General features: G+C 35.1%; 15 protein-coding genes. All 15 read left to right on the top strand.

The genetic code is table 11. The annotated features are described in order from the left end of the window. Window positions 1-246: 246 nt before the first annotated feature. Window positions 247-3612: a T9SS type A sorting domain-containing protein gene (locus JML65_RS17430; protein ID WP_202271567.1), complete on the top strand. Its 3366-nt coding sequence runs from the start codon at window positions 247-249 to the stop codon at window positions 3610-3612. A gap of 275 nt (window positions 3613-3887) precedes the next feature. Then, complete coding sequence (topA, locus tag JML65_RS17425) at window positions 3888-6449, top strand: type I DNA topoisomerase (RefSeq protein WP_047492508.1); 2562 nt, start codon at window positions 3888-3890, stop codon at window positions 6447-6449. A 157-nt stretch (window positions 6450-6606) separates the two neighbouring features. Then, entirely contained in the window at window positions 6607-7677 is a 1071-nt protein-coding gene (locus JML65_RS17420; protein ID WP_084087131.1) for a formimidoylglutamase, read from the top strand. A gap of 3 nt (window positions 7678-7680) precedes the next feature. Further along, on the top strand, window positions 7681-8682 hold the full coding sequence (locus JML65_RS17415) for a glycosyltransferase family 2 protein (RefSeq protein WP_202271566.1): 1002 nt from the start codon (window positions 7681-7683) through the stop codon (window positions 8680-8682). A 110-nt stretch (window positions 8683-8792) separates the two neighbouring features. After that, the gene (locus tag JML65_RS17410) at window positions 8793-9911 is read left to right on the top strand and encodes a glycosyltransferase family 4 protein (RefSeq protein WP_115919261.1); all 1119 of its coding nucleotides are present in this window, start codon (window positions 8793-8795) and stop codon (window positions 9909-9911) included. A 35-nt stretch (window positions 9912-9946) separates the two neighbouring features. Then, complete coding sequence (locus JML65_RS17405; RefSeq protein WP_115919259.1) at window positions 9947-10822, top strand: polysaccharide biosynthesis/export family protein; 876 nt, start codon at window positions 9947-9949, stop codon at window positions 10820-10822. Window positions 10823-10826: 4 nt separating this feature from the next. Next, the gene (locus JML65_RS17400; protein WP_202271565.1) at window positions 10827-13328 is read left to right on the top strand and encodes an exopolysaccharide transport family protein; all 2502 of its coding nucleotides are present in this window, start codon (window positions 10827-10829) and stop codon (window positions 13326-13328) included. Window positions 13329-13541: 213 nt separating this feature from the next. Next, complete coding sequence (locus JML65_RS17395) at window positions 13542-14432, top strand: DUF6089 family protein (RefSeq protein WP_047492521.1); 891 nt, start codon at window positions 13542-13544, stop codon at window positions 14430-14432. A gap of 5 nt (window positions 14433-14437) precedes the next feature. Then, entirely contained in the window at window positions 14438-15187 is a 750-nt protein-coding gene (locus JML65_RS17390) for an isoprenyl transferase (protein WP_047492522.1), read from the top strand. Between the two features lie 28 nt (window positions 15188-15215). Then, window positions 15216-17759: an outer membrane protein assembly factor BamA gene (gene bamA / locus JML65_RS17385; RefSeq protein WP_115919252.1), complete on the top strand. Its 2544-nt coding sequence runs from the start codon at window positions 15216-15218 to the stop codon at window positions 17757-17759. Between the two features lie 8 nt (window positions 17760-17767). Continuing rightward, window positions 17768-18316 (top strand): OmpH family outer membrane protein, encoded by a 549-nt coding sequence (locus JML65_RS17380; protein ID WP_047492528.1) that lies wholly within the window; start codon window positions 17768-17770, stop codon window positions 18314-18316. 73 nt (window positions 18317-18389) lie between these two features. Then, window positions 18390-18893, top strand: a complete 504-nt coding sequence (locus JML65_RS17375; protein WP_115919251.1) for an OmpH family outer membrane protein — start codon at window positions 18390-18392, stop codon at window positions 18891-18893. A gap of 70 nt (window positions 18894-18963) precedes the next feature. Further along, window positions 18964-19449 carry an acyl-CoA thioesterase gene (locus JML65_RS17370; RefSeq protein WP_084087138.1) on the top strand — a complete coding sequence of 162 codons (486 nt, stop codon included), beginning with the start codon at window positions 18964-18966 and terminating at the stop codon, window positions 19447-19449. Window positions 19450-19492: 43 nt separating this feature from the next. Continuing rightward, window positions 19493-20356: a dTDP-4-dehydrorhamnose reductase gene (gene rfbD, locus JML65_RS17365; protein ID WP_202271564.1), complete on the top strand. Its 864-nt coding sequence runs from the start codon at window positions 19493-19495 to the stop codon at window positions 20354-20356. A 12-nt stretch (window positions 20357-20368) separates the two neighbouring features. Further along, the gene (locus tag JML65_RS17360) at window positions 20369-21055 is read left to right on the top strand and encodes a hypothetical protein (RefSeq protein ID WP_115919250.1); all 687 of its coding nucleotides are present in this window, start codon (window positions 20369-20371) and stop codon (window positions 21053-21055) included. Window positions 21056-21347 lie beyond the last annotated feature (292 nt).

Raw genomic sequence — 21347 nt, 5'->3', positions numbered from 1 at the left:
AATAATATCTCATTATATAGGAATAGTGAGTTTTTAGTGGTAATTGATTTATTTTTAATTATTTTTATTTTAATTAAAATATGGTATGCTTATTTTTAAATTAAATCTATTTTTTTTGATGTAGGCTTAAAAATTGTATTTCTGTAGTACACACAAAACCAGAATATGAAACGTTTAGTAAAAAAATTAGTAGCAATTTTTTGCTTAGTGTCGATTGGTCTCTGTTTTAAAGGTAACATAATGTCCATGAAGGATCTTTCTTCAATTGGATATAGCGTAAACGTTTTGACTGCGAGGGAGTTGGATTCGTTGAATAAGCCTCAGAATAATCCTGGTTTGATTGTTATTCCTGACTGGAAAAAGGCACCTAACAGCTATTATTTTGATCCTGCTCAAAGTAGTGACGGTTTGTTTATTCCTGTAAGAAAAGCTTATGCTATGTGGGAAGGTGATTCTTATATTAAAGGAAACGGAATTCCTGGAGGGACGGTGACAGCAGATGTGCTTTGGGAAGATGTGCATGGTTTGATTAAATCAGGAGCGGCCTATGCTTTAGAAATTTCGGGATCAGGGCAGGATGCGAAAATAAAAGTTCCCGTTAATAAGACTAAAAAAGGAAATGCAGTTATTGCTTTCAGGGTAAATGGAGAAATCTACTGGAGCTGGCATGTATGGGTTACCGATGATCCTTCCAATGGCTCATCTTATAAAAGTTTTGAGAACCTTCAAAGGTTAAGATCGGACGGTAGTGTTGAGCTTATTCCTGATTTTGAGTGGAAATGGATGGATAGAAACCTGGGAGCTCTTACCAGTTCTATTACTGCATCGGATTGGAACAGAAGCAATGGATTGCTTTATCAATGGGGAAGAAAAGACCCTATTCCGCCCCTGGTAACAAGAGGGAATGATTTCTATGAAGCATCAGGATCTATAGGGCGGGTAAGACATAGAGCTGCAAAAAATTTCACCAATGCGCTAAGTATTGATGACCTCACGAAAGTAGTACTGCTTTCTGCAGCAGAGGTGACAGATAATATCAGGCTTTCTGTAAAAAATCCTTTGAGCCTGATCTATATTAATAAAAATGATAATTCCGGACAGGCCTATTACAATAATAACGTCAATCTTCCTGTAAATTGGTTTGGTCGAACTTCCGATTTACCTGATAACAGGCTCTCGGAACTTAATCTTTGGTCTGATAATTCACAAGGGAAAATTGCGGAAGGCTATAATAATGACAGCAGTGCCAAGCCATATAGAGATAAATCCCCATATGACCCCTGTCCGAATGGCTGGCGTATTCCGTCTATGCTTGTTGCCAATCTTGGATCTTCCTCTTATATAGATGATATCAGAGTAGATTTTTCCCCTTTTGGAGTTAAAACCAATATAGGGAAAAATGCTTTCGAAGCTAATAAATACCACATTATAAAACCGACAGACGCAGGTGTTCCGGTGTTTATGACCGGTTTTAAGATCTACCCGAACTGGGGATTTGATCTCTCAAGTGTTAACGGCTATGATATGGGAGTATTTCCGGGGACCGGGCAACTCATCAGGAATGCTCATTTAGGACAATATAGTGATCAGCATCATACTGCATTATGGACGGCTACTATGACCAGACATTTTGATACTTCTCCTTCAGTTAGTGTCAGGGGCTTAACGATGATTCCGGATAAAGGGCAACCTGATGTACCGGATCCGGGTTATCCCAATATCCGGGGAAGATATTTTTATATGCCCATGTCCGGAATGTATACTTCAGATGCCAATGGATGCCGATGTATAAAAGACCCGCTGTATAAGGTCAATGATTATGATTTTCCAACGGAATATATACCTGCTGCAGTGCCAGATTACAAGGAAGGAATCAATAATCCTAATACCTATCTGGCTACAAAAAGTACACAGCCCTATACCGTGGAAATTCCTGTCAGTAAAGCTTTCTCGGTGCAAAGTCAGGTGCTGAATAATCCCAATATATTGATTTCCTCAAGCTTCAATAATCTGAAAGCCAATGTTCTCTGGACTACCAATGTCAACCTCATTAGCAGTGTTTCCATAGTCAATCCATCTCCGTCTACACTTCAGGATATCAGATTTTCACGCATATCAGTAGAGATACGGCCTAACCAAAGTGGAAATGCAGTTATAACACTGCATAACGGAAGCATTACAAACCCTGTATACTGGAGCTGGCATATCTGGATTACGAATACTCCTGTGGTTTCTTACGCATATACAACAGAGCTGCCGGTCAAAGAAGCAGTGAATTATGTAAATTATGTAAACAAAGCAGATATCGTACTGATGACTGAATTTCTGGACCGGAATATAGGTGCTTTGTCTGCTTTTCCCAATGTTGAAAATCCGTTAACTCCTACTGCTGCTGAGCTTTCAGAGATAAGAGCATCTACAGGATTGCATTACCAATGGGGAAGGAAAGATCCTATTCCCACATTTCAATATGCGGATAACCGAGCTTCTTTCAATGTATTTTTAGGGAAGGTTCATGATAATGGCAGCATTTCATATACTACACTTTCAGCTGCAACCTATAATAACCTTTCGGCAGGATATATAGTTCCTTATGATACATATGCTCCCGCTTCGGGTATTCAGGGAATAGATAAACCGATTGATAAAGTGAATAAAATAATATCTTATTCAGTGCAGAACCCTTTGGCTTTTATGATACCAAGTACCTTTTCACCATTTAACAGTTCGTCGCCCAACTATACCAATGGAACAGACTGGGTTGCTAATGAGCCCAATCTTGCTCCGGAAAGATGGGGAAGAGGTGGAGGGAAATCTCCTTTCGATCCATGTCCTGAAGGATGGAGAATTCCGGATCTTACCAGTGTAGCGCTGGTTTCCGGACAGGATTTTGGACAGACTCCATGGTATAAAAAGGATAAAAATATAGCGACCTCCTATAGTATTGTGACCGACTATAAGGGAATTCGTGTGAGAAATCCATCTACCACTTCTACAATCGGGTATCAGTTTTTAGATAATACGTATAGCATTGGAAATTATCCTGACTCAGGTTCCCGGGCATTCAGAAATGTTGTAGGTAATCAGTCTCCACAAGGAACTTTTAATGTGGTGAATTTTCAGTATGCAGGAATATGGACGGATGCACTGGCTTCAAATTATCTGGGAAGAGCTGTTAATGTATTATTTGATGCGGCTTCTGCTGCCAATCGCCTGATAGCCTTTCATGATAATAATGATCCATATTTTGGAATGGGCTGCCGGTGTGTAAGAATTAAATATAATGCTCTTGGAAAAGAAGAAGGACCTGCTTCCAAATTTGTAATCACTGCGCTGAGGAATGGTATAGGAAGTTCCGTGGGGTTCAGTACTATAGAGCTTAAAACGGAAACCAGGCATATTTCAGTGTTTCCCAATCCTTTTAAAGATATTCTTTACCTTAAAGAATCGGAAAATAAGGACTACACCTATGAAGTATTTGATGTTTCCGGAAGACTTGTGAAATCGGGAACATTTGAAAATAAACAAACAGATCTTTCCTCTTTAGTTCCGGGAGGATATTTAATAAGAATAAATAATTGTGAAGCTGTTGTGAAAATTATAAAAAGGTAAATCTGTAGTAATAGAGCCCAAAAAAGCAGAATAAATAGGTTTATTCTGCTTTTTTGGGAGAATACATATATTCTGTGTCTATAACAGTTGATGAAAAATTCTATATCCCTTAAGATTGATAAGTTGGTAACATGCTAAAACATACAATATAAAGGACTTGATTAGTCTGAAGGGGTTTGTCATCATGCGCGCTTAAGAAATCTAATTGTCAAATTAAACGAATAGAACAAAAAGTATATAATAAAAAAGCTTTACTTTTGCAAAAAATTTTTAGAATGTCGAAAAATTTAGTAATCGTCGAGTCCCCGGCAAAAGCAAAAACTATTCAGAAATATTTAGGAAAGGATTTTGAAGTGAAATCCAGTTTCGGTCATATCCGGGACTTACCTAAAAAAGGTATGGGAATAGATCTTGCCACATTCAGTCCCGATTACGAAGTTTCTGCAGATAAAAAGAAATTGGTGACAGAATTAAAAGCTGCAGTAAAGAAGGCCGAAATGGTTTGGCTGGCTTCCGATGAAGACCGCGAAGGAGAAGCTATTGCCTGGCACTTAGCAGATGAGCTAAAGCTGAAGCCTGAAAACAGAAAAAGAATTGTTTTCCATGAGATTACTAAAAATGCCATTCTAAAAGCAATTGACAACCCCAGAGATATTGACCAAAACCTGGTGAATGCTCAGCAGGCAAGAAGAGTACTGGATAGAATTGTAGGTTTTGAAATGTCTCCTGTTTTATGGAAGAAGGTAAAGCCGGGATTATCCGCAGGAAGAGTTCAGTCTGTAGCGGTAAGATTAATTGTTGAAAGAGAAAAAGAAATCCGAGAGTTTGTTCCAAAAGCAAGCTTTAAGCTAGACGGGATCTTCCTGAATAATACAGAACAGGAAATTGCCGCTAAGCTGAAAAAAGATTTCGAAAAAGAACAAGATGCAGAAAAGTTCCTTGAGCAGGCAAAAACTACAGAGTTCAAAGTACTGAATGTGGAAACAAAACCTGGTACACGCTCTGCATCTGCTCCGTTTACCACTTCTACATTACAGCAGGAAGCTTCGTCAAGATTAGGATATAATGTGACCAATACCATGCGTCTGGCACAGAGGTTATACGAAGAGGGATACATTACCTATATGAGAACTGACTCGGTAAACCTTTCTCAGGAAGCTATTGAAGGAGCTAAAAAGCAAATCATATCAGAATACGGAGCAGAATATTCTTCTCCAAGAAATTATACTACAAAATCAGCATCAGCACAGGAAGCTCACGAAGCGATCCGTCCTACGGACTTTGGAGTGAAAAGTATAGGTGATGCACAGTTGAGTAAGCTATATCAGTTGATTTACAGAAGAACGTTGGCTTCTCAGATGTCTAATGCTAAAATTGAAAAAACGGTAATTGAAATCGGAAATGCATCTTTACCACATCATTTTGAAGCACAGGGAGAAGTTATTATTTTTGATGGTTTCCTGAAAGCTTATGGTATTGTAAAGACGGAAGATGAAGATGATGAGAACAACGAAAAGTTATTGCCAAAAGTAAAGGTAGGTGAAATACTAAGCTATAAAAGTATTACTGCCACAGAAAAGTTTACAAGACCGAGTGCAAGATATACGGAAGCCGGTTTGGTAAGAAAACTTGAAGAATTAGGGATTGGGAGACCTTCTACCTATGCTCCTACTATTCAGACGATTCAAAATAGAGAATATGTAGACAAGCGTGAGATTGAACCACAGACCCGTGAAGTGATTAAAATGTCTTTGGTAAAAGATAAAATCAAAAAAGTAGTTCTTGACGAGAAATTTGGTGGTGATAAAAATAAATTCATTCCTACAGATATTGGAGAAGTTGTTAATGACTTCCTGACCGATAATTTTAAAGAAATCTTAGATTATGGTTTCACGGCAAGGGTAGAAGAGAGTTTTGATGAAATTGCAAGTGGTGATCAAAAGTGGAAAGAAATGATGACCAATTTCTATTCAAAATTCCACCCAAGAATTGAAGATGTAGAAGAAAATGCTGACCGTGCAACTGGAGACAGATTATTGGGAGTAGATCCTAAAACAGGTAAAAATGTTCACGCCAGAATTGGAAGATTTGGAGCGATGATCCAGATTGGAGAAACTGACGATGAAGAAAAACCAATCTTTGCTTCATTGATGACCGGCCAAAATATAGCCACGATTACTTTTGAAGAAGCTATAGAATTGTTCAAATTGCCTTTTGACTTAAATGAATTTGAAGGGCATGCTGTTTCTGTAGGGGTAGGAAGATTTGGACCTTATGTAAAATGGGGCGATACTTTCATCAGTATCCCTAAAGGTGAAGATCCTTTATCTGTGAGTCAGAGCCGTGCAGAGGAAATTATCAACGAAAAGAAAAAAGCCGATGCGCCGATTGCCACTTACAAAGGGGAACCGGTGACCAAAGGAGCAGGAAGATTCGGTCCGTTTATCAAATACAAAGATATCTTCATCAATGTTCCGAAGAAATATAATTTTGACAACCTTTCTCAAAGCGATATCAATGAACTGATTGATGCTAAGCTGGAAAAAGAAGCGAACCGTTATATCCAGCAGTGGGAAAAAGAAAAAATATCTCTTGAAAACGGAAGATGGGGGCCTTTCATCAAATTTGGAAAAGCAATGTTTAAAATTCCAAAGAAAAACGATGATACAAAATATGATGCTGAAGAATTGAAGGATATTTCTCTGGACGAGGTGAAAAAATGGATTACCGCTCAGGATAAAAATGCCTTTGCAGAAAAGAAAAAACCTGCTGCCAAAAAAACTGCCGCTGTAAAGAAAACAGCAACAGCTAAAAAGCCAGCTGCTAAAAAGAAGTAATATTAAAATAATAATACAAAGCCGTTAACAAATAGTGTTAACGGCTTTTTTTATGAATAAAAGCACTAAAGAGGTGAGGAGTTGCTATGGTTTTTTTGTATGTTTGTTAGATAAAGCAATTAGTAAATTATCACCTTATCAAATTTTTTGAATTAATATGGATTTTGAAGACTTTATCATTTCACCAAGAAATTTCAAAGCAGAAACCTGGCAGATTGGAAGTCGAATTACAAAAGATATAAAAGAGGACAGTATTGTACTTTTATTTGTATCAGATTACAGAGGAGCAGGCGGTGAAGCAGAGGTACAGGATTTTACAGCAGTAAGAAAGGAGTTTTACAAACTTTCTCAGCTTGATTTTGAAATTCCTATTGTAGATCTTGGAGATTTGGTTTCAGGAAAATCTGTTCAGGACACCCATTACATTTTACAGGAAGTTTTGTCGGCCTGTCATTATAAAAGAGCGATTCCTGTCATTATAGGAGGTTCCAACGACTTTGCCTTTTCTTTATTTTCTGCATTAAATTTTCATCAGAAAAGTCTCAATTTTACTCAGATCAGTAATATGATTTCCCTTAAGCAGGGAGAAGAAATTAATGAGTATACGTTTTTAAGCAAAATTTTTGGAGCAAAAAATTTTTCTATTAAAAATTACCACCATTTAGGATATCAGAAACATTTAAATGAAATAGATTCTGTTCGGCTGATTAAGGAAGTAGAATTTGATATTATCCGTTTGGCTGAAATGATGAACTCTACTGAAAAGACAGAGCCTTTCTTCCGAAGAGCAGATCTTGTAACTGTAAATTGCGATGCTATTGAAAGTTTCAGTGAGCCTTTTTCTATGAATCCTCAGGTGAACGGGTTGAATAGAAGAGAAATTTGTGCCTATATGAAAGAAATAGGGCTGAGTGAAAATCTGAAATCTGTAGGAATCTTTAATTATAATATCTATTCTGAAAATCAACTGAATCACCAGTTACTAGCTCAAATGCTCTGGTACCTGACTGAAGGTATTAATATTCAGAGATCACATCCGAAAGAAAGACATCATGAAATATTCTATGTGTTAGTTGATGACAGGCAGTATGCTTTCAAACGGGATACTTTCAGTAATTTATGGTATTTTGGTGAGGATGAGAATATAGAAAACTGTATTCCGTGTTCCCGAAAAGATTTTGATGATGCCAAAAAAGGCTGGCTGAATGCAAGGCTGACGAAAATTTAATGTATGATAAATACTCTTTCAAAAGTTTCCATCATTGTTCCTGTGTATAATGTCGAAAATTATTTGACAAAATGCCTCGACTCTTTGGTTAATCAGAGTTTTCAAAACATTGAAATTCTTGTGGTGAATGACGGCAGTAAGGACCGTTCTGAAGATATCATTAATGAATATTCTCAAAAATATCCTGAAAAAATCAAAGCTTTCACTAAAGAAAATGGTGGCCTAAGTGATGCCCGTAACTTTGGAATTGACAGGGCAACAGGTGATTATATTGGGTTTGTGGACAGCGATGACTATGTTACAGAAACAATGTTTGAAGAAATGCTTCTTCTGGCAGAAAAGCATCAGGCTAAAATGGTGATCTGCAATATCCAAAAAGTAGATCAGAATGGAGAAATTACCCAGAAGCTGACCCAAATACCTCATATGCCTGAGGAGATAGACCTTGAAAAAAACTTTTCTGTTTTTTCAGATATCAGCTATTTTGCCTGTAACAAATTGTTTAAAAAAGAACTCTTTCATCAGAAAAGATTTAAGAAAGGGGTACACTTTGAAGATATTCAACTTATTCCACAGCTTTTGCTAGAATGCAAAAAAATTGCTCAAACTCAGAATTACCATTATCAGTACCTTGAGCGTACAGACTCCATTACAAAGACCCATACTGAAAAAGGACTTGATATGCTGAAAGCAGTAGCAGATGTTGAAAATATCTTTAATGAATCCCAATACACCCATAAAAGAAAAGAGCTGAAAAATTTTCAGATTTTTGAAGGGGTTTATTCATTTCTGGCGTATCTGGCATTCGTTAAAAAAGATGAAGTGTTTTATGAAATGGCTGAACAACTGGATGTTTTCATGAAAAAAAGACATATAAAAATTCAAGATATATTGAACTATAGTCGTTTTGGTAAGAATTATCTTTTATCTTTGCCAGTGAAAAAAAAGATTTTTTATCTGTTATTTTTTGCGGGGCAGAAGAAACTGATAAGAAAATTAATGTAAACACAAATGTAAGTACTATTGTTTCGGATAGTAACGTTATGATGTAGATGATTCGTTGTATCTATATGATGATTTTTCAAACGAGGCATGAGTAACTGAATAAGAAAAAAATGAAAAATTTTGAATTGTTCTTAAGCGGATCGGGGATACCTATTTTCTATGTGAAGATAGGTTTAGGTTTTATATTCTCCTTTTTAATCACTTTTTTTTCTGTACCTACCATTGTAAAGATTTCAAGAAGAAAGAATCTGATGGATGAACCTGGAATAAGGAGTTCACATCTCAGAAAAATTCCGAATCTTGGCGGTATAGCGATCTTCTATTCCATAGGGATCTGTGCTTCTATTTTTGCCTACGAGCTGTTTGATCTCTATAAGTTCTTATTTGCATCATTAATTATCCTGCTATATGTAGGGGTAATGGATGATATTGTCGTGATGAGGGCTTATAAAAAGCTTGTGGCACAAGTAATTGTATCTTCATTGGTTGTTATTGGATCAGATATCAGAATCCGAAGTTTATTTGGAATATTTGGAGTATACGAACTGAGCTACTTCGTAAGTGTTGTATTCAGTATTATTACTTTCATTGTTCTTATCAATGCATTCAACCTGATAGATGGTATAGACGGTCTTGCAGGAGGATATTCTGTGATTTGCAGTGCCCTGTTCGGAATAAGCTATTACAGACTTGGAGAATATAATTATCCATTGGTTATTTTATCTGTTGTGATCATAGGAACTGTTTTGGCATTTCTGTATTATAATCTGTCAAACTATAGAACCAATAAAGTATTTATGGGGGATACAGGATCTATGTTGCTAGGCTTTTTGTTAGCATTCACATCTATCTGCTTTATTGATATTTTTATTGATAAAAAACTGGCAGATGTACCAAGATATCACTTACAATCTGCACCCGTTGTGGCTGTGGCTATTTTAATTCTGCCTATTGTAGATACGTTAAATGTAATTATGATAAGGCTTTACAATAAAAAGTCACCTTTTGATGCAGATAAAAACCATATTCACCATAAGCTGCTGAAACTTGACCTTACCCACAGGAGATCAACCTTCTATATCATTCTTTACTATCTCATGATTGTAGGGATTGCTTATTATTTAAGACATATGAATGTAAATCTACTGCTACTGGTTATTATTTCACTGGGCTTTTTGGGAGCTTATTTACCGGATTTATTGTATCGGTTAAGAAATAACAAAAATTAACAATTTAATCTTTACTTTTGTAAACATATTTTAACATGATGAAGAACTTTAAGTATTTATTTTTAATATTACCCTTTTTAATTACTTCCTGCATCACAACAAAGGATGTGCGATATTTACAGCCAAGTGAGAGTCTTGTCATAAACGAAGAAGGTCTTGTTCCCTACAATATCCCTGTTTATAGGATTACTAAAAATGATATCCTCAATTTAAACATCGTTACCACTCCTAAAGGAGATGCTGCCCAGTTTTATTCTGCCTATAATGCATCCGGAGGAGTAGGTATTCCCGTTTTGAATAATGCCGCTTCCGGAATAGGAAGAACTAGTGGAGGAACTGGAGAAGGTTCCAGTTTTGGAGGAAATACAAGCTTTTATTTTAACGGTTTAAAAGTAGACTCTAATGGTGATATCAATGTTTTTGGAGTAGGCTATATAAAAGCTGAAGGAAGAACGTTGGATGATATAAGCAAGGAAATTCAAGGAAAAGTAAATGAAAACTTTCAGGATGGTAAATCTGAAGTAAGATTAAATACGAACGGAATTACCTACTATATTCTTGGAGATGTAGAAACTACCGGTATTTCAGGTGAAAAAGTGGCGCATAAAAATACAATGACTATTACCGAAGCTTTAGCCATAAATGGTGGGCTGAACAGAACAATCGACCGGAAAAATGTTGTAATTCATAGAAAATTACCGGAAGGAATTAAAATTGCTAAAATAGACCTTACCCGGGAAGATCTTATGAATTCTCCTTTTTATTATGTGCAGAATGGAGATGAAATTTATCTGAACACGAGAAAGAAAAGCTTGAACGGATTCGGAAAAGATCCTATTCAGACACTACTTACCAGTGTGACGGCAATTACAACTGCATTGACTTTATATACAATCCTACAAAAACTTTAATCCTATGATTCCAGGAAAAGACGAAAAAGTAGGAAAAAATGACTCCTCAAAAGAAAAGTATGGGGTGTTTGCATTATTTGATATTGAACATTTTGTAAGAAGAATAATTAAAAACTGGTATTGGTTTGTATTTATGCTGTTTATTGGATATGCCATTTCTTGGATATACAGTAAATATTACGCGCAGAATATATTTGCATCAGATATATCCTTAAGTACTTCAAACAATACTGCCAGCTTTTTACAACCCACTCAGGCAAGCCAGTCCATTAATTTTATCTGGGGGCAAAATGGTAACCAGGACGGAATATTTTTAAAGAAAATGCTTTTATCACGATCTCACAATGAGTTTTTGGTAAAAGAGCTGGATCTGTTTGTTAATTATTCTACCAAAGGGCTTATAAAGTCTACCTATTTGGACAAAGATGACTCTCCGGTATTTCTTGAGATTGATAAAAAACATCTTCAGCAGACCCATTACCCCATTACCCTAATTCCAAAAGGAAATGGAACATATGAGGTGGTTCTTCCGGAAGAAGGAGAATCTACCAACTTATACAGCTACGAAGCAGAAAACTTTCAGGCCATTAGACCTTATACCCGACCTGCTAATAAAATTATCAGGATAAATGAATGGTATAATTCTCCTAACTTAAGATTTAAGCTGGTTCAAAACTTGGTAACTCCTAAAATCAAATTTGAGAATATCATTATTAATCTGAATACTGTCAATGAAAGTGTTAATGATATTGTTTCTACAATTGCTGTAGATTTCGATAAAGAAATCAGTACGATAATGGTTATTGTAAAGAAAGGGTACAATCTGAACAGTACTGTAAACTTTCTTAATAAGTCTGTGGCTGAACTTCAGAAAAAAAGACTTGCTGATAAAAATATAGTGAACAAAAACACGGAAGCTTATCTGCAGGGGAACTTAAGTAATATAAGAAAGAAGTTAGATTCAAGTGCTAACGTGCTGAATTATTTAAAAACATCAGAGAAACTTTATAATATTAAAGACAGGGATGAGAAGTCTCTTGATAAAATAAAAGAGCTTGAATCCAGAAAAGCTGATCTTATCAGTAAAATAAGTTCACTCAATACAATTAAGAATACCCTTCAATCCCAGGATTTCGACAAAATGATCGGAACTAATGCAGCAGGCTTCGAAGATGGTATGTTCTCTGCTTCTGTTACCGAACTGAAGGCTTTATATGCTAAAAGATCAGAAATGGCTTTAATTTATAAAGCGAATTCTGAACCTATGAAAGAAATCAACCGACTTATTAATGAGTCGAGAATGGGGGCATCAAATAGTCTGAGAAATTATTATACTAAATACTATGATGAGATCAATAAAATTGATCGGGATGTCTCAGATGCCAATTCAGACCTTGCTTTATACCCTGAAAAAGAAAGAAAATATCTGGATGCAGAACGAGGGTATAATATGATAGAAGCTACCTATAACAGTCTTTTGGGAAGGCAGAATGATACACAGATGAGAATGGCGACCAACCAGTCTGATATCACGGTTATTGACCCTGCTAAGAATTTAGGCCAGAACCCTATCGCTCCCAATATAAAACTGGCTAAGATTATTATTATATTAGGAATGTTACTTCTTCCTCTTTTATTTATTTTAATAGGAGAACTTCTGGATAATAAGGTGAGAAATATTAAAGAACTATTAAGTGCCACTAAGATTCCACTACTGGGTGTTATCGGAAATAATAGTAACGAAAATATGCTTACTGTTTTGGAACAGCCAAAATCATCAGTCTCAGAAGCGTTTAGAGGAATAAGAGCGAGTATGAGGTTCCTAATGAATAATGAAGAAGAAAAAGGGAAGGTAATATTGGTAACTTCTTCCATTGGTGGAGAAGGAAAGACTTATGTTTCTATCAATTTAGCTTCTGTAATTGGTCTGAGTGATAAAAAAGCAATCCTCCTGGGAATGGACCTTAGAAAGCCTAAGATCTTTGGAGACTTTAAAATTGACAATAAATATGGGATTTCAAACTACCTGACAGGAGAAGTAGAAATAGACCAGATTATCAATAAAACGAGAATCCCAAATCTGGATGTAGCGACCTCCGGGCCCATTCCGCCAAATCCTTCTGAACTTTTAATGAGCCAGAGAAATATTAAATTTTTGGAAGAACTAAAGGAAAAATATGATTTCATTATTATAGATTCTCCGCCGGTAGGTCTGGTTGCAGATTCTTATGAACTGATGAAATATTCTGACGCCAATATCTATGTCGTTCGTCATGAGTATACCGAAAAATATATGCTTAAAATGATTACCGATAAGTATCATAATAATGAAATTAATCATCTAGGGCTTATTTATAATGATTATAATACAAAACAAGGTTACGGCTATGGTTATGGCTACGGTTACGGCTATGGGTACGGTTATTTTGATGAAGATAAAAATTATAAAGAACCATTGTTGATCAGGATAAGGAACAAAGTGCAGACAATGTTTAATAAAAAATAGAGCTTTAAACCCTCATATAATGGGGGTTTTTCTATATATTATGTATTTTCAATCTGTGAAAAAAAGAATATTTTTGCCACTTTATCGTTTACTTTATAACAAATTATGTTTTTTTGTTTATTTTTAACTAAACATTAAGATTATCATTAATATAAAAATGTTTTATATTTGCAAAAATTAAATTTTAAAATAACCATAAATCCATATTCTTTTATGAATAAAAAATTATTGTTTAGCTTCCTTGCTCTCCTTGGAGTAGTAAGTGTTAAGGCACAAAGAAACGAATTGGGGATTCGTCTAGGTATGAGTAACCTAGTGGGAGATGTAGGAAGTACGAATTATATTTTACAAAAGCCGTTGGATTTAAATAAAGTTTCAGATTGGGGATTCCCATTTTATGGAGGATTATTATATAGATTTAATTTTAATCCGCACCAGACTGTTAGATTGGACTTAGGGTATAACCAGATTCAGTTTAGCGACAAGGTTGCGAAAGAAGAATACAGAAAAAACAGAAACTCATTTGGAAAGAATAATGTGTATGAAGCAAGCTTAATGTTTGAATACAACTTTTTTCCAATAAATAACGAGCAGATAAGCATGGTAAGTCCATATATTTTCGGAGGTATCGGAGCTTTAATGTTTGATGCTCCTAAGGCTACTCTTATGAATGATTTCAGAAGAGATGCAGATGGAGTAGCACAAGCTCCTATCAATGAATTGGACTTTAAAACTTCCACAGAATATTCATTAGGAAAAAAAGTGACAATGCATATTCCTTTTGGTGTTGGTTTGAAATATAAATTTAACCATTCTTGGGCTATATTTGCAGAGGCTACATTTAGATATACGTTGACTGATCAGCTGGATCATAGCAAAGTGCTTTCTAAAGATATCAAAGCTTCTTATAATGCAGATATTTTAGACCCTACCACCGGAGGTTCATTATTGCAGTCAGGAAACTATTATGCTGTTGCTAAAGAAAGAGAGGAGGAGTTTATTAAAAAAAGAAATATTGGAGATGATAGATCTAATGATTGGATGAATACTTTCAGTTTAGGACTGACTTTTTCATTCGGAAGACCTCCATGTTATTGTGATTAATTAATATGTCGTTGATTAAAGATAAAATAAATTCTGAGAATTTACCGAAACACGTGGCTATCATTATGGATGGCAATGGAAGATGGGCAAAATCTCGTGGCGAAGAAAGAACTTTCGGCCACAAAAATGCCATTAATGCTGTAAGAAATGCCATTAATGCATGTAATGAGATCAATATTCCCTATTTAACTCTTTATACGTTCTCTTCAGAAAACTGGAGCCGTCCTGCTGAAGAAGTAAATAGCCTTATGAATCTACTGGTTGAGACTCTACTGCTTGAGGCAGAAGAGATCTTCAGTAAAGGATTAAGGATGCATGTCATAGGGAATTTGGAAAAACTGCCTACATTAGTAAGAGAACAATTGCTGCGTGTGGTAGAACTTACAAAAGAAAACACAAAAGGAAACTTAGTATTGGCTATAAGCTATGGTTCACAAAATGAAATTTTGAACGCCATAAAGAATATAAGTTCTGATGTAAAAGAAGGAAAAGTAGAGGTAGAGAATATTGATGAAAAATTATTCGAAAACTATCTGTATACAAAAGACTTTCCTCCTGTAGATTTGCTGATAAGAACCAGTGGAGAAATAAGAATAAGTAATTTTCTTCTTTGGCAGATCGCCTATGCAGAATTACAGTTTTTAAATGTTCTATGGCCGGATTTTACCAAGGATATCTTCTTCCAGTGTATTGTAGATTATCAAAACAAAGAAAGAAGATACGGATTAACCGGTGAGCAACTAACAGGCCAATAAAATTTTAAGAAAAGAAAGACTCGATAAAATGAAGTTTAGACTATTACCCATCATTATGTTTGCTGCTTCTGCGCATTTTTATGGACAAGTAACTCCACAGGATAGCACAAAAGTAAACAATGCTGTGCATGCAGAAAGTGAAGTAGGTACTTATACACTTAAAGACATTGTTGTAGATGGGGTAAAAAAATATACACCAGCTCAAATCTTACGATTTACAGGATTATCCAAAGGAGAAAGCGTAGATATTCCAGGGCAAAAAATCAGCAATGCTGTTAAAAAGCTATGGGATACGCAATCTTTTTCCGAAGTGGAAGTTTACGTTCAAAGTATTGAAGGGCAAACTGTAATTCTTAGATTCTATCTGGAAGACCTTAAAGAACTTGGAGAAGTTAAATTCAAAGGGAAAGGAATCGGTAAATCTAAAAGCGAAAAACTTGCTAAGGATAATAATCTGAAACCGGGAACTAAAATTACCCAGAATTTAATCTCAAGCCTTAAAACAAACATCCCAAAAGACTATATTAAAAAAGGTTTTGCAGATGCTAGAATTAACATTGAAGATAAAGTCAATGCAGGAGATCCTGCATTAGTAGACTGGACGATCAATGTAGATAAGGGTAAAAGAATAAAAATTGATCATATTGAATTTGAAGGTAACGAAAGTGTTACAGACAGTAAACTTAGAAATAAGGCCTTCAAAGAAACTAAGCAAAAGCGTTTTGGTATCGGAGGAATTTTGAAGTCTTCAAAATTCATTGAAGACAAATACCAGGAAGATAAGCGTGGCCTGATCAATTATTATAACTCCTTAGGATACAGAGATGCGAAAATCGTTTCAGATTCCGTATGGAGAAATAAGAGAAATAATTACGAAATCAATGTAAAGTTGAATGAAGGTAAAAAGTATTATATCGGGGATGTTACATTCACTGGAAATACTGTGTATCCTACAGATTACTTACAGAGATTGTTAGGATATAAGAAGGGAGATATTTACGATGCAGTAGGATTCAACAAAAAAGTTGGAGAAGATGGTGGTAAAGAAGATGATTCAGATATTAAATCTGTATACATGAATAATGGATACCTTTTCTCTAATGTAACCCCAATAGAAAAATCCGTAACGGGGAATGCCGTTAATCTGGAAATCAGAATTACCGAAGGAGAACAGGCTACATGGAATAAAGTAACATGGCAAGGGAATACCACAACCCATGACCACGTTATATTGAGAGCTTTAAGAACAAGGCCTGGTGACCTTTTCAAAAAGACGGAAATCAAAAGAACGTATTTTGATCTTGCCGGGATGTCTTTCTTTGATCCACAACAGATCGGACAGGACATTCAGCCTAACCAGCAGGATAATACCGTAGATGTTAACTGGAAGCTTGTAGAAAAAGGATCTTCCCAGGTTCAGCTGCAGGCAGGATATGGTGGTAACAGCTTTATTGGTACTTTAGGATTGACGTTTAATAACTTCTCCCTAAAGAATTTTCTTAAATTTAAAGACTTTAAACCAGTACCTCAGGGTGATGGACAGACGTTATCTATCCAAATGCAGGCAGGACAATATTTCCAAAACTATGGTATTTCATTTACTGAACCATGGTTATTCGGAACAAAACCAACTGCACTTTCTGTAAGTTTAAATAACTCAAGAGTAAGATACAGTGATAATTTAGGAAACTCACAAAAGTTAAATATCTTCTCGGCATCTGTTGGATTAAACAGATATTTGAACTGGCCTGATGATTACTTCTCATTGTATACAGGTGTTCAGTTTCAAAAGTATAACTTCAGTAATTATCCTTTCCAGTTTGGAGATACTACAGAATATTATGGAGATGCTAATAACTTTAGTATCAATGTAGGGTTGAGCAGAAACTCAGCAGGTATTGACCCTATTTTCCCTACAACAGGTTCTAATATTGAGCTTTCTGCAAAGCTGACCCCTCCATATTCATTGTTTGGTAAAAAAGATTATTCTACAATGGCTGCCATCGATAAATATAAGTGGATGGAATTCTATAAAATTAAGTTCAAGGCAGATGTATATAATGAAATTGCCGGAAAGTTAGTTTTAAGATCTTCTGCTGAAATGGGATTCATGGACGGTTACAACAGCAATTTAGGGGCTCCGCCATTTGAAAGATTTTATATGGGAGGAACCGGTCTTTTCGGAGGTAGATATGATGGTCGAGAATTAATTCCTTTAAGAGGTTATGAAAATGCTTCTAACTACGGAGGAGATGCTTCTCAGGGAGACATCACTCCAAAAGGAGGTGGAACAATCTATAACAGATTTACTTTAGAATTGAGATATCCGATTTCAATGAATCAGACAGCTAAGATTTATGCATTAACGTTTGCTGAAGGAGGTAATGTTTGGAATTCTTGGGGAAATTATAATCCTTTCCAGCTGAAGAGATCAGTAGGAGTAGGGGTAAGGGTTTATATGGGAGCGTTTGGATTGATTGGATTTGATTTCGCTTATGGATTTGATAAGACAATTTCCGGAACAGACCCATCAGGCTGGAAGACTCACTTCTTGATGAACCAATCATTATAATTATAAATATGAAAAACTTTAAAGTAACTTTCACATTCGTATTGCTTTTATTGTTTGGGCTTAATAATGCTCAGAAAATAGGAGTGGTGGATACTGATTATATTTTAAATAAATTACCTCAGTATAAAGAAGCCGAAGCAAGATTAAACTCACAGATCGATACATGGCAGTCAGAACTTCAAAATCTGCAATCAGAGTATGAAAGAAAGAAATCTGCATTTGAAAGTGAAAAAGTATTATTGATAGGAGATCAGTTAAAGCTAAGAGAAAAAGAAGTAGTAGATCTTGATAAGAATGTTAAAACAACTACCAGTCTTCGTTTTGGCGCCAATGGTGAAATTACAAAACTGAGAACAAATCTTGTTTTACCGTTCCAGGATCAGATATGGAATGCTATTAAAACAATGTCTGAGAAAAATGGTTTGGGCATAGTTCTTGATAAAAGCAATAACATTAGTGTTATTTTTCTCCAAAAAAAATATGATTTTACAGACAAGGTCTTAGACATTTTGTTGAAAGGAACTGATAAGAAAGAAAAAACGAATAGCAAAAAATAAAAATTAATTATCAAATTAACTTTTGCTTAAATTTGAAGTCTAAAAACAAATTAAATTATTTATTATACCAGTTATGAAAAAATTAAGTGTATTATTTGCAGCAGTAATGATGGTTGTATCGGTAGGTATGGCAAAAGCTCAAAAAATTGCTACTTTAGATGTGATGGGAGTTCTTAATGCAATGCCTGAAAAGAAAAAAGCAGATGCTGATATCAAAACATTCTTGGATACTAAACAAGCTGAGATCAAGAAAAAAGCTGATGCAGGGCAAGTAAAACTAAAGCAGTATACTGAAGAAGCTCCTAAAAAGACTGCAGACGAAAACAAAGCTAGAGAAGCTGAATTACAAAAAATTCAGGAAGAAATAGCTCAAATGCAGGATAAAGCTCAAAAAGATCTACAAGCAAAACAAGATGTAGCTTTCGCACCTATTGAGAAAAAACTAAACGATGCAGTAGAAAAAGTAGCTAAAGCTAGCGGATATGATTATATCATGGATGCAAATTCAGCAGCATTTGTTTACAAAGCAGGACCAGATGCTACTGCAGCTGTAAAGAAAGAATTGGGAATTCAATAATTTCTGCGAATTAACAAAGATTTATAAAACTAACCGCCTCTTTTAGAGGTGGTTTTTTTATTTTTGCGGAATGGAAAAAGAAGTATCAACCACGGTTAAAGTTAGGTTTAGTGATTGTGACCCAATCGGACATTTAAATAATGTAAAATATTTGGACTATATGTTCAATGCAAGAGAGGATCATGTAGAAACATTTTATGGATTTACCTATGAGGAATATACTAAACAGACTGGCTGTACTTGGATCGCAATTCAAAATGAAATTGCCTATTTAAAAGAAGTAAGATACAATACCCAGGTCGTAATAAGCAGTAAAACAATAGAAATACAGGATAGAACAGCTAAAGTAGAAATTCTGATGAAAAGCTTGGACGAAAAAACCGTTCATGCTGTGCTTTGGGTAACGGTTATTTATTTCAATATTAAAACCAGAAAATCAGAAATTCATCCTGAAGATATCAAAGAGACATTCCATAAGTTTTATGTAGATTTAGAGCAGAAAGACTTTCAGCCAAGAGTTAAATTCCTGAGATCTCAAAACGCAAGGAATTCTTAAAATTGAGGATTAATCTTTTTTGATAATTTAAAATAATATATAAATGAAGAAAATACTAGTAATAGGAAGCAATGGACAATTAGGAAATTGTATTAGAAAAATTGCTCCCGATTTTGAAAATACATATGAATTCTTATTTACAGATTCAAAAACCTTAGATATTACAAACGAAGAGCAGGTTAATGACTTTTTTTACGATAACAAGCCTGACTATTGCATCAACGCTTCAGCTTATACAGCGGTAGACCTGGCAGAAAAAGAGAAAGAAAAAGCATTTGCTGTAAATGCTGAAGGAGTAGCTCATCTTGCTCAGGCTTGTACAGATTATAAAAGTATATTAATTCATGTCTCTACAGACTATGTTTTTGATGGAGATACAAACCTGGCCTATTCAGAAGATGATTTTACAAGCCCTATAGGGGTATATGGTCAGTCAAAAAGAAAAGGAGAAGAGCTTGCTTTGGAAATTAATCCCCAAACTATTGTTCTGAGAACATCCTGGCTGTATTCAGAGTTTAATAAAAACTTTGTGAAGACCATGCTGAATTTATTTTCTCAAAAAGATGAGTTGGGTATAGTTGCCGATCAGTTTGGGCAGCCTACCAATGCCAATGACCTTGCTGAAGCAATAATGAACATTATTGAATCTCCGGTAAAAACTTTTGGTATTTTCCACTTCTCAAATTATCCGGAAACAACATGGTTTGAATTTGCCAAAAAAATTGCTGAGTTTTCAAAATCATCAGTAAAACTAAATCCTCTGACAACAGATCAATACCCAACCCCGGCAAAAAGACCGGTAAGAAGTACCATGTCATTGGATAAGATAGAAGAAACTTACCATATAGAAGCTAAACATTGGGAAAATAGCCTGGAAGAATGTGTAAGCATACTTTCACAACAATAATTTATAGAGTATATGAAAAATCTAGCAATCATCTTTTCTGTATTGTGCTTCCAGTTTTGGAATGCACAAAATGTTTACCTGATTAAGGTAGAAAAGACAAATGATAACCAGGATAAATTTCTATACCGGAAAGATGATACCCTATCAGAGACGATTTATTTAGGAGAAGTAGAAGTTCAGGGGTTTACAAAAGATGACGCTGGAATTTTTTCATTAGTGTATAAAAAGGCAAAGGAGATAGGTGCTAATGCATTTGCACTAAAACCTTTTGAAAATGTTGATGGAACTGCTCAGCCCTTTAATCCAGCCAACTATAAAATTGCGCTTTATTATACGCCCAAAGAAAAATGGGTAGGGAAGGACGGCATGCTGTATGTATTTGCCTCCTCAGAGAAAGCTCAGAAGATTAGTGTTAATCAGAAAGACTATACCTTACAACCCCGGACATTTATCAAAGTGAAAATTGTTCCCGGGGAAATCTATACCGTTTCAACGAAAAAACTTTTGGGTTCTACGATAAAAGTTCAGCCAAAAGATAATAAGGATAATATGTATTTTCAGATTTCATCTTTGAAAGTTAAATCAGATACTTCCGGAAATGGTGGTTTGAATCTTAAATCTGGTGATGTGCATGGTTTGGAGAAATCTTATGCCGAGTTTCTAAGCCTTATTTATAAAGATGATACACCATTAAAATAACAATATCCTATTTAATTCCTGTTTCTAAATACTAGAAGGCTAAATTTTATATCTTGTTTAAAATTTTTAACCCTGCGATCCAGTATGTTAGATTTAAATATTACATAATTGTAAATTTAAAGTTAAATAAACTTGTTTGGTATAGGTAAGTTGGCTTACCTTTGTCCCACTGAAAAACGAAAGATATTCAGTAAGCGCAGAAGAGCTTTTAGCTAAGCAGAAACGATATACTTTATAAGATAATAATTCTAAAAAATGCGATCAAAACTTTTTAAAAATAAAAGTTGCGAAA

The sequence above is a fragment of the Chryseobacterium sp. KMC2 genome (genome assembly GCF_016756935.1).
GTDB lineage: Bacteria > Bacteroidota > Bacteroidia > Flavobacteriales > Weeksellaceae > Chryseobacterium > Chryseobacterium rhizosphaerae.
This window is presented reverse-complemented; position numbering and strand designations above follow the sequence as displayed.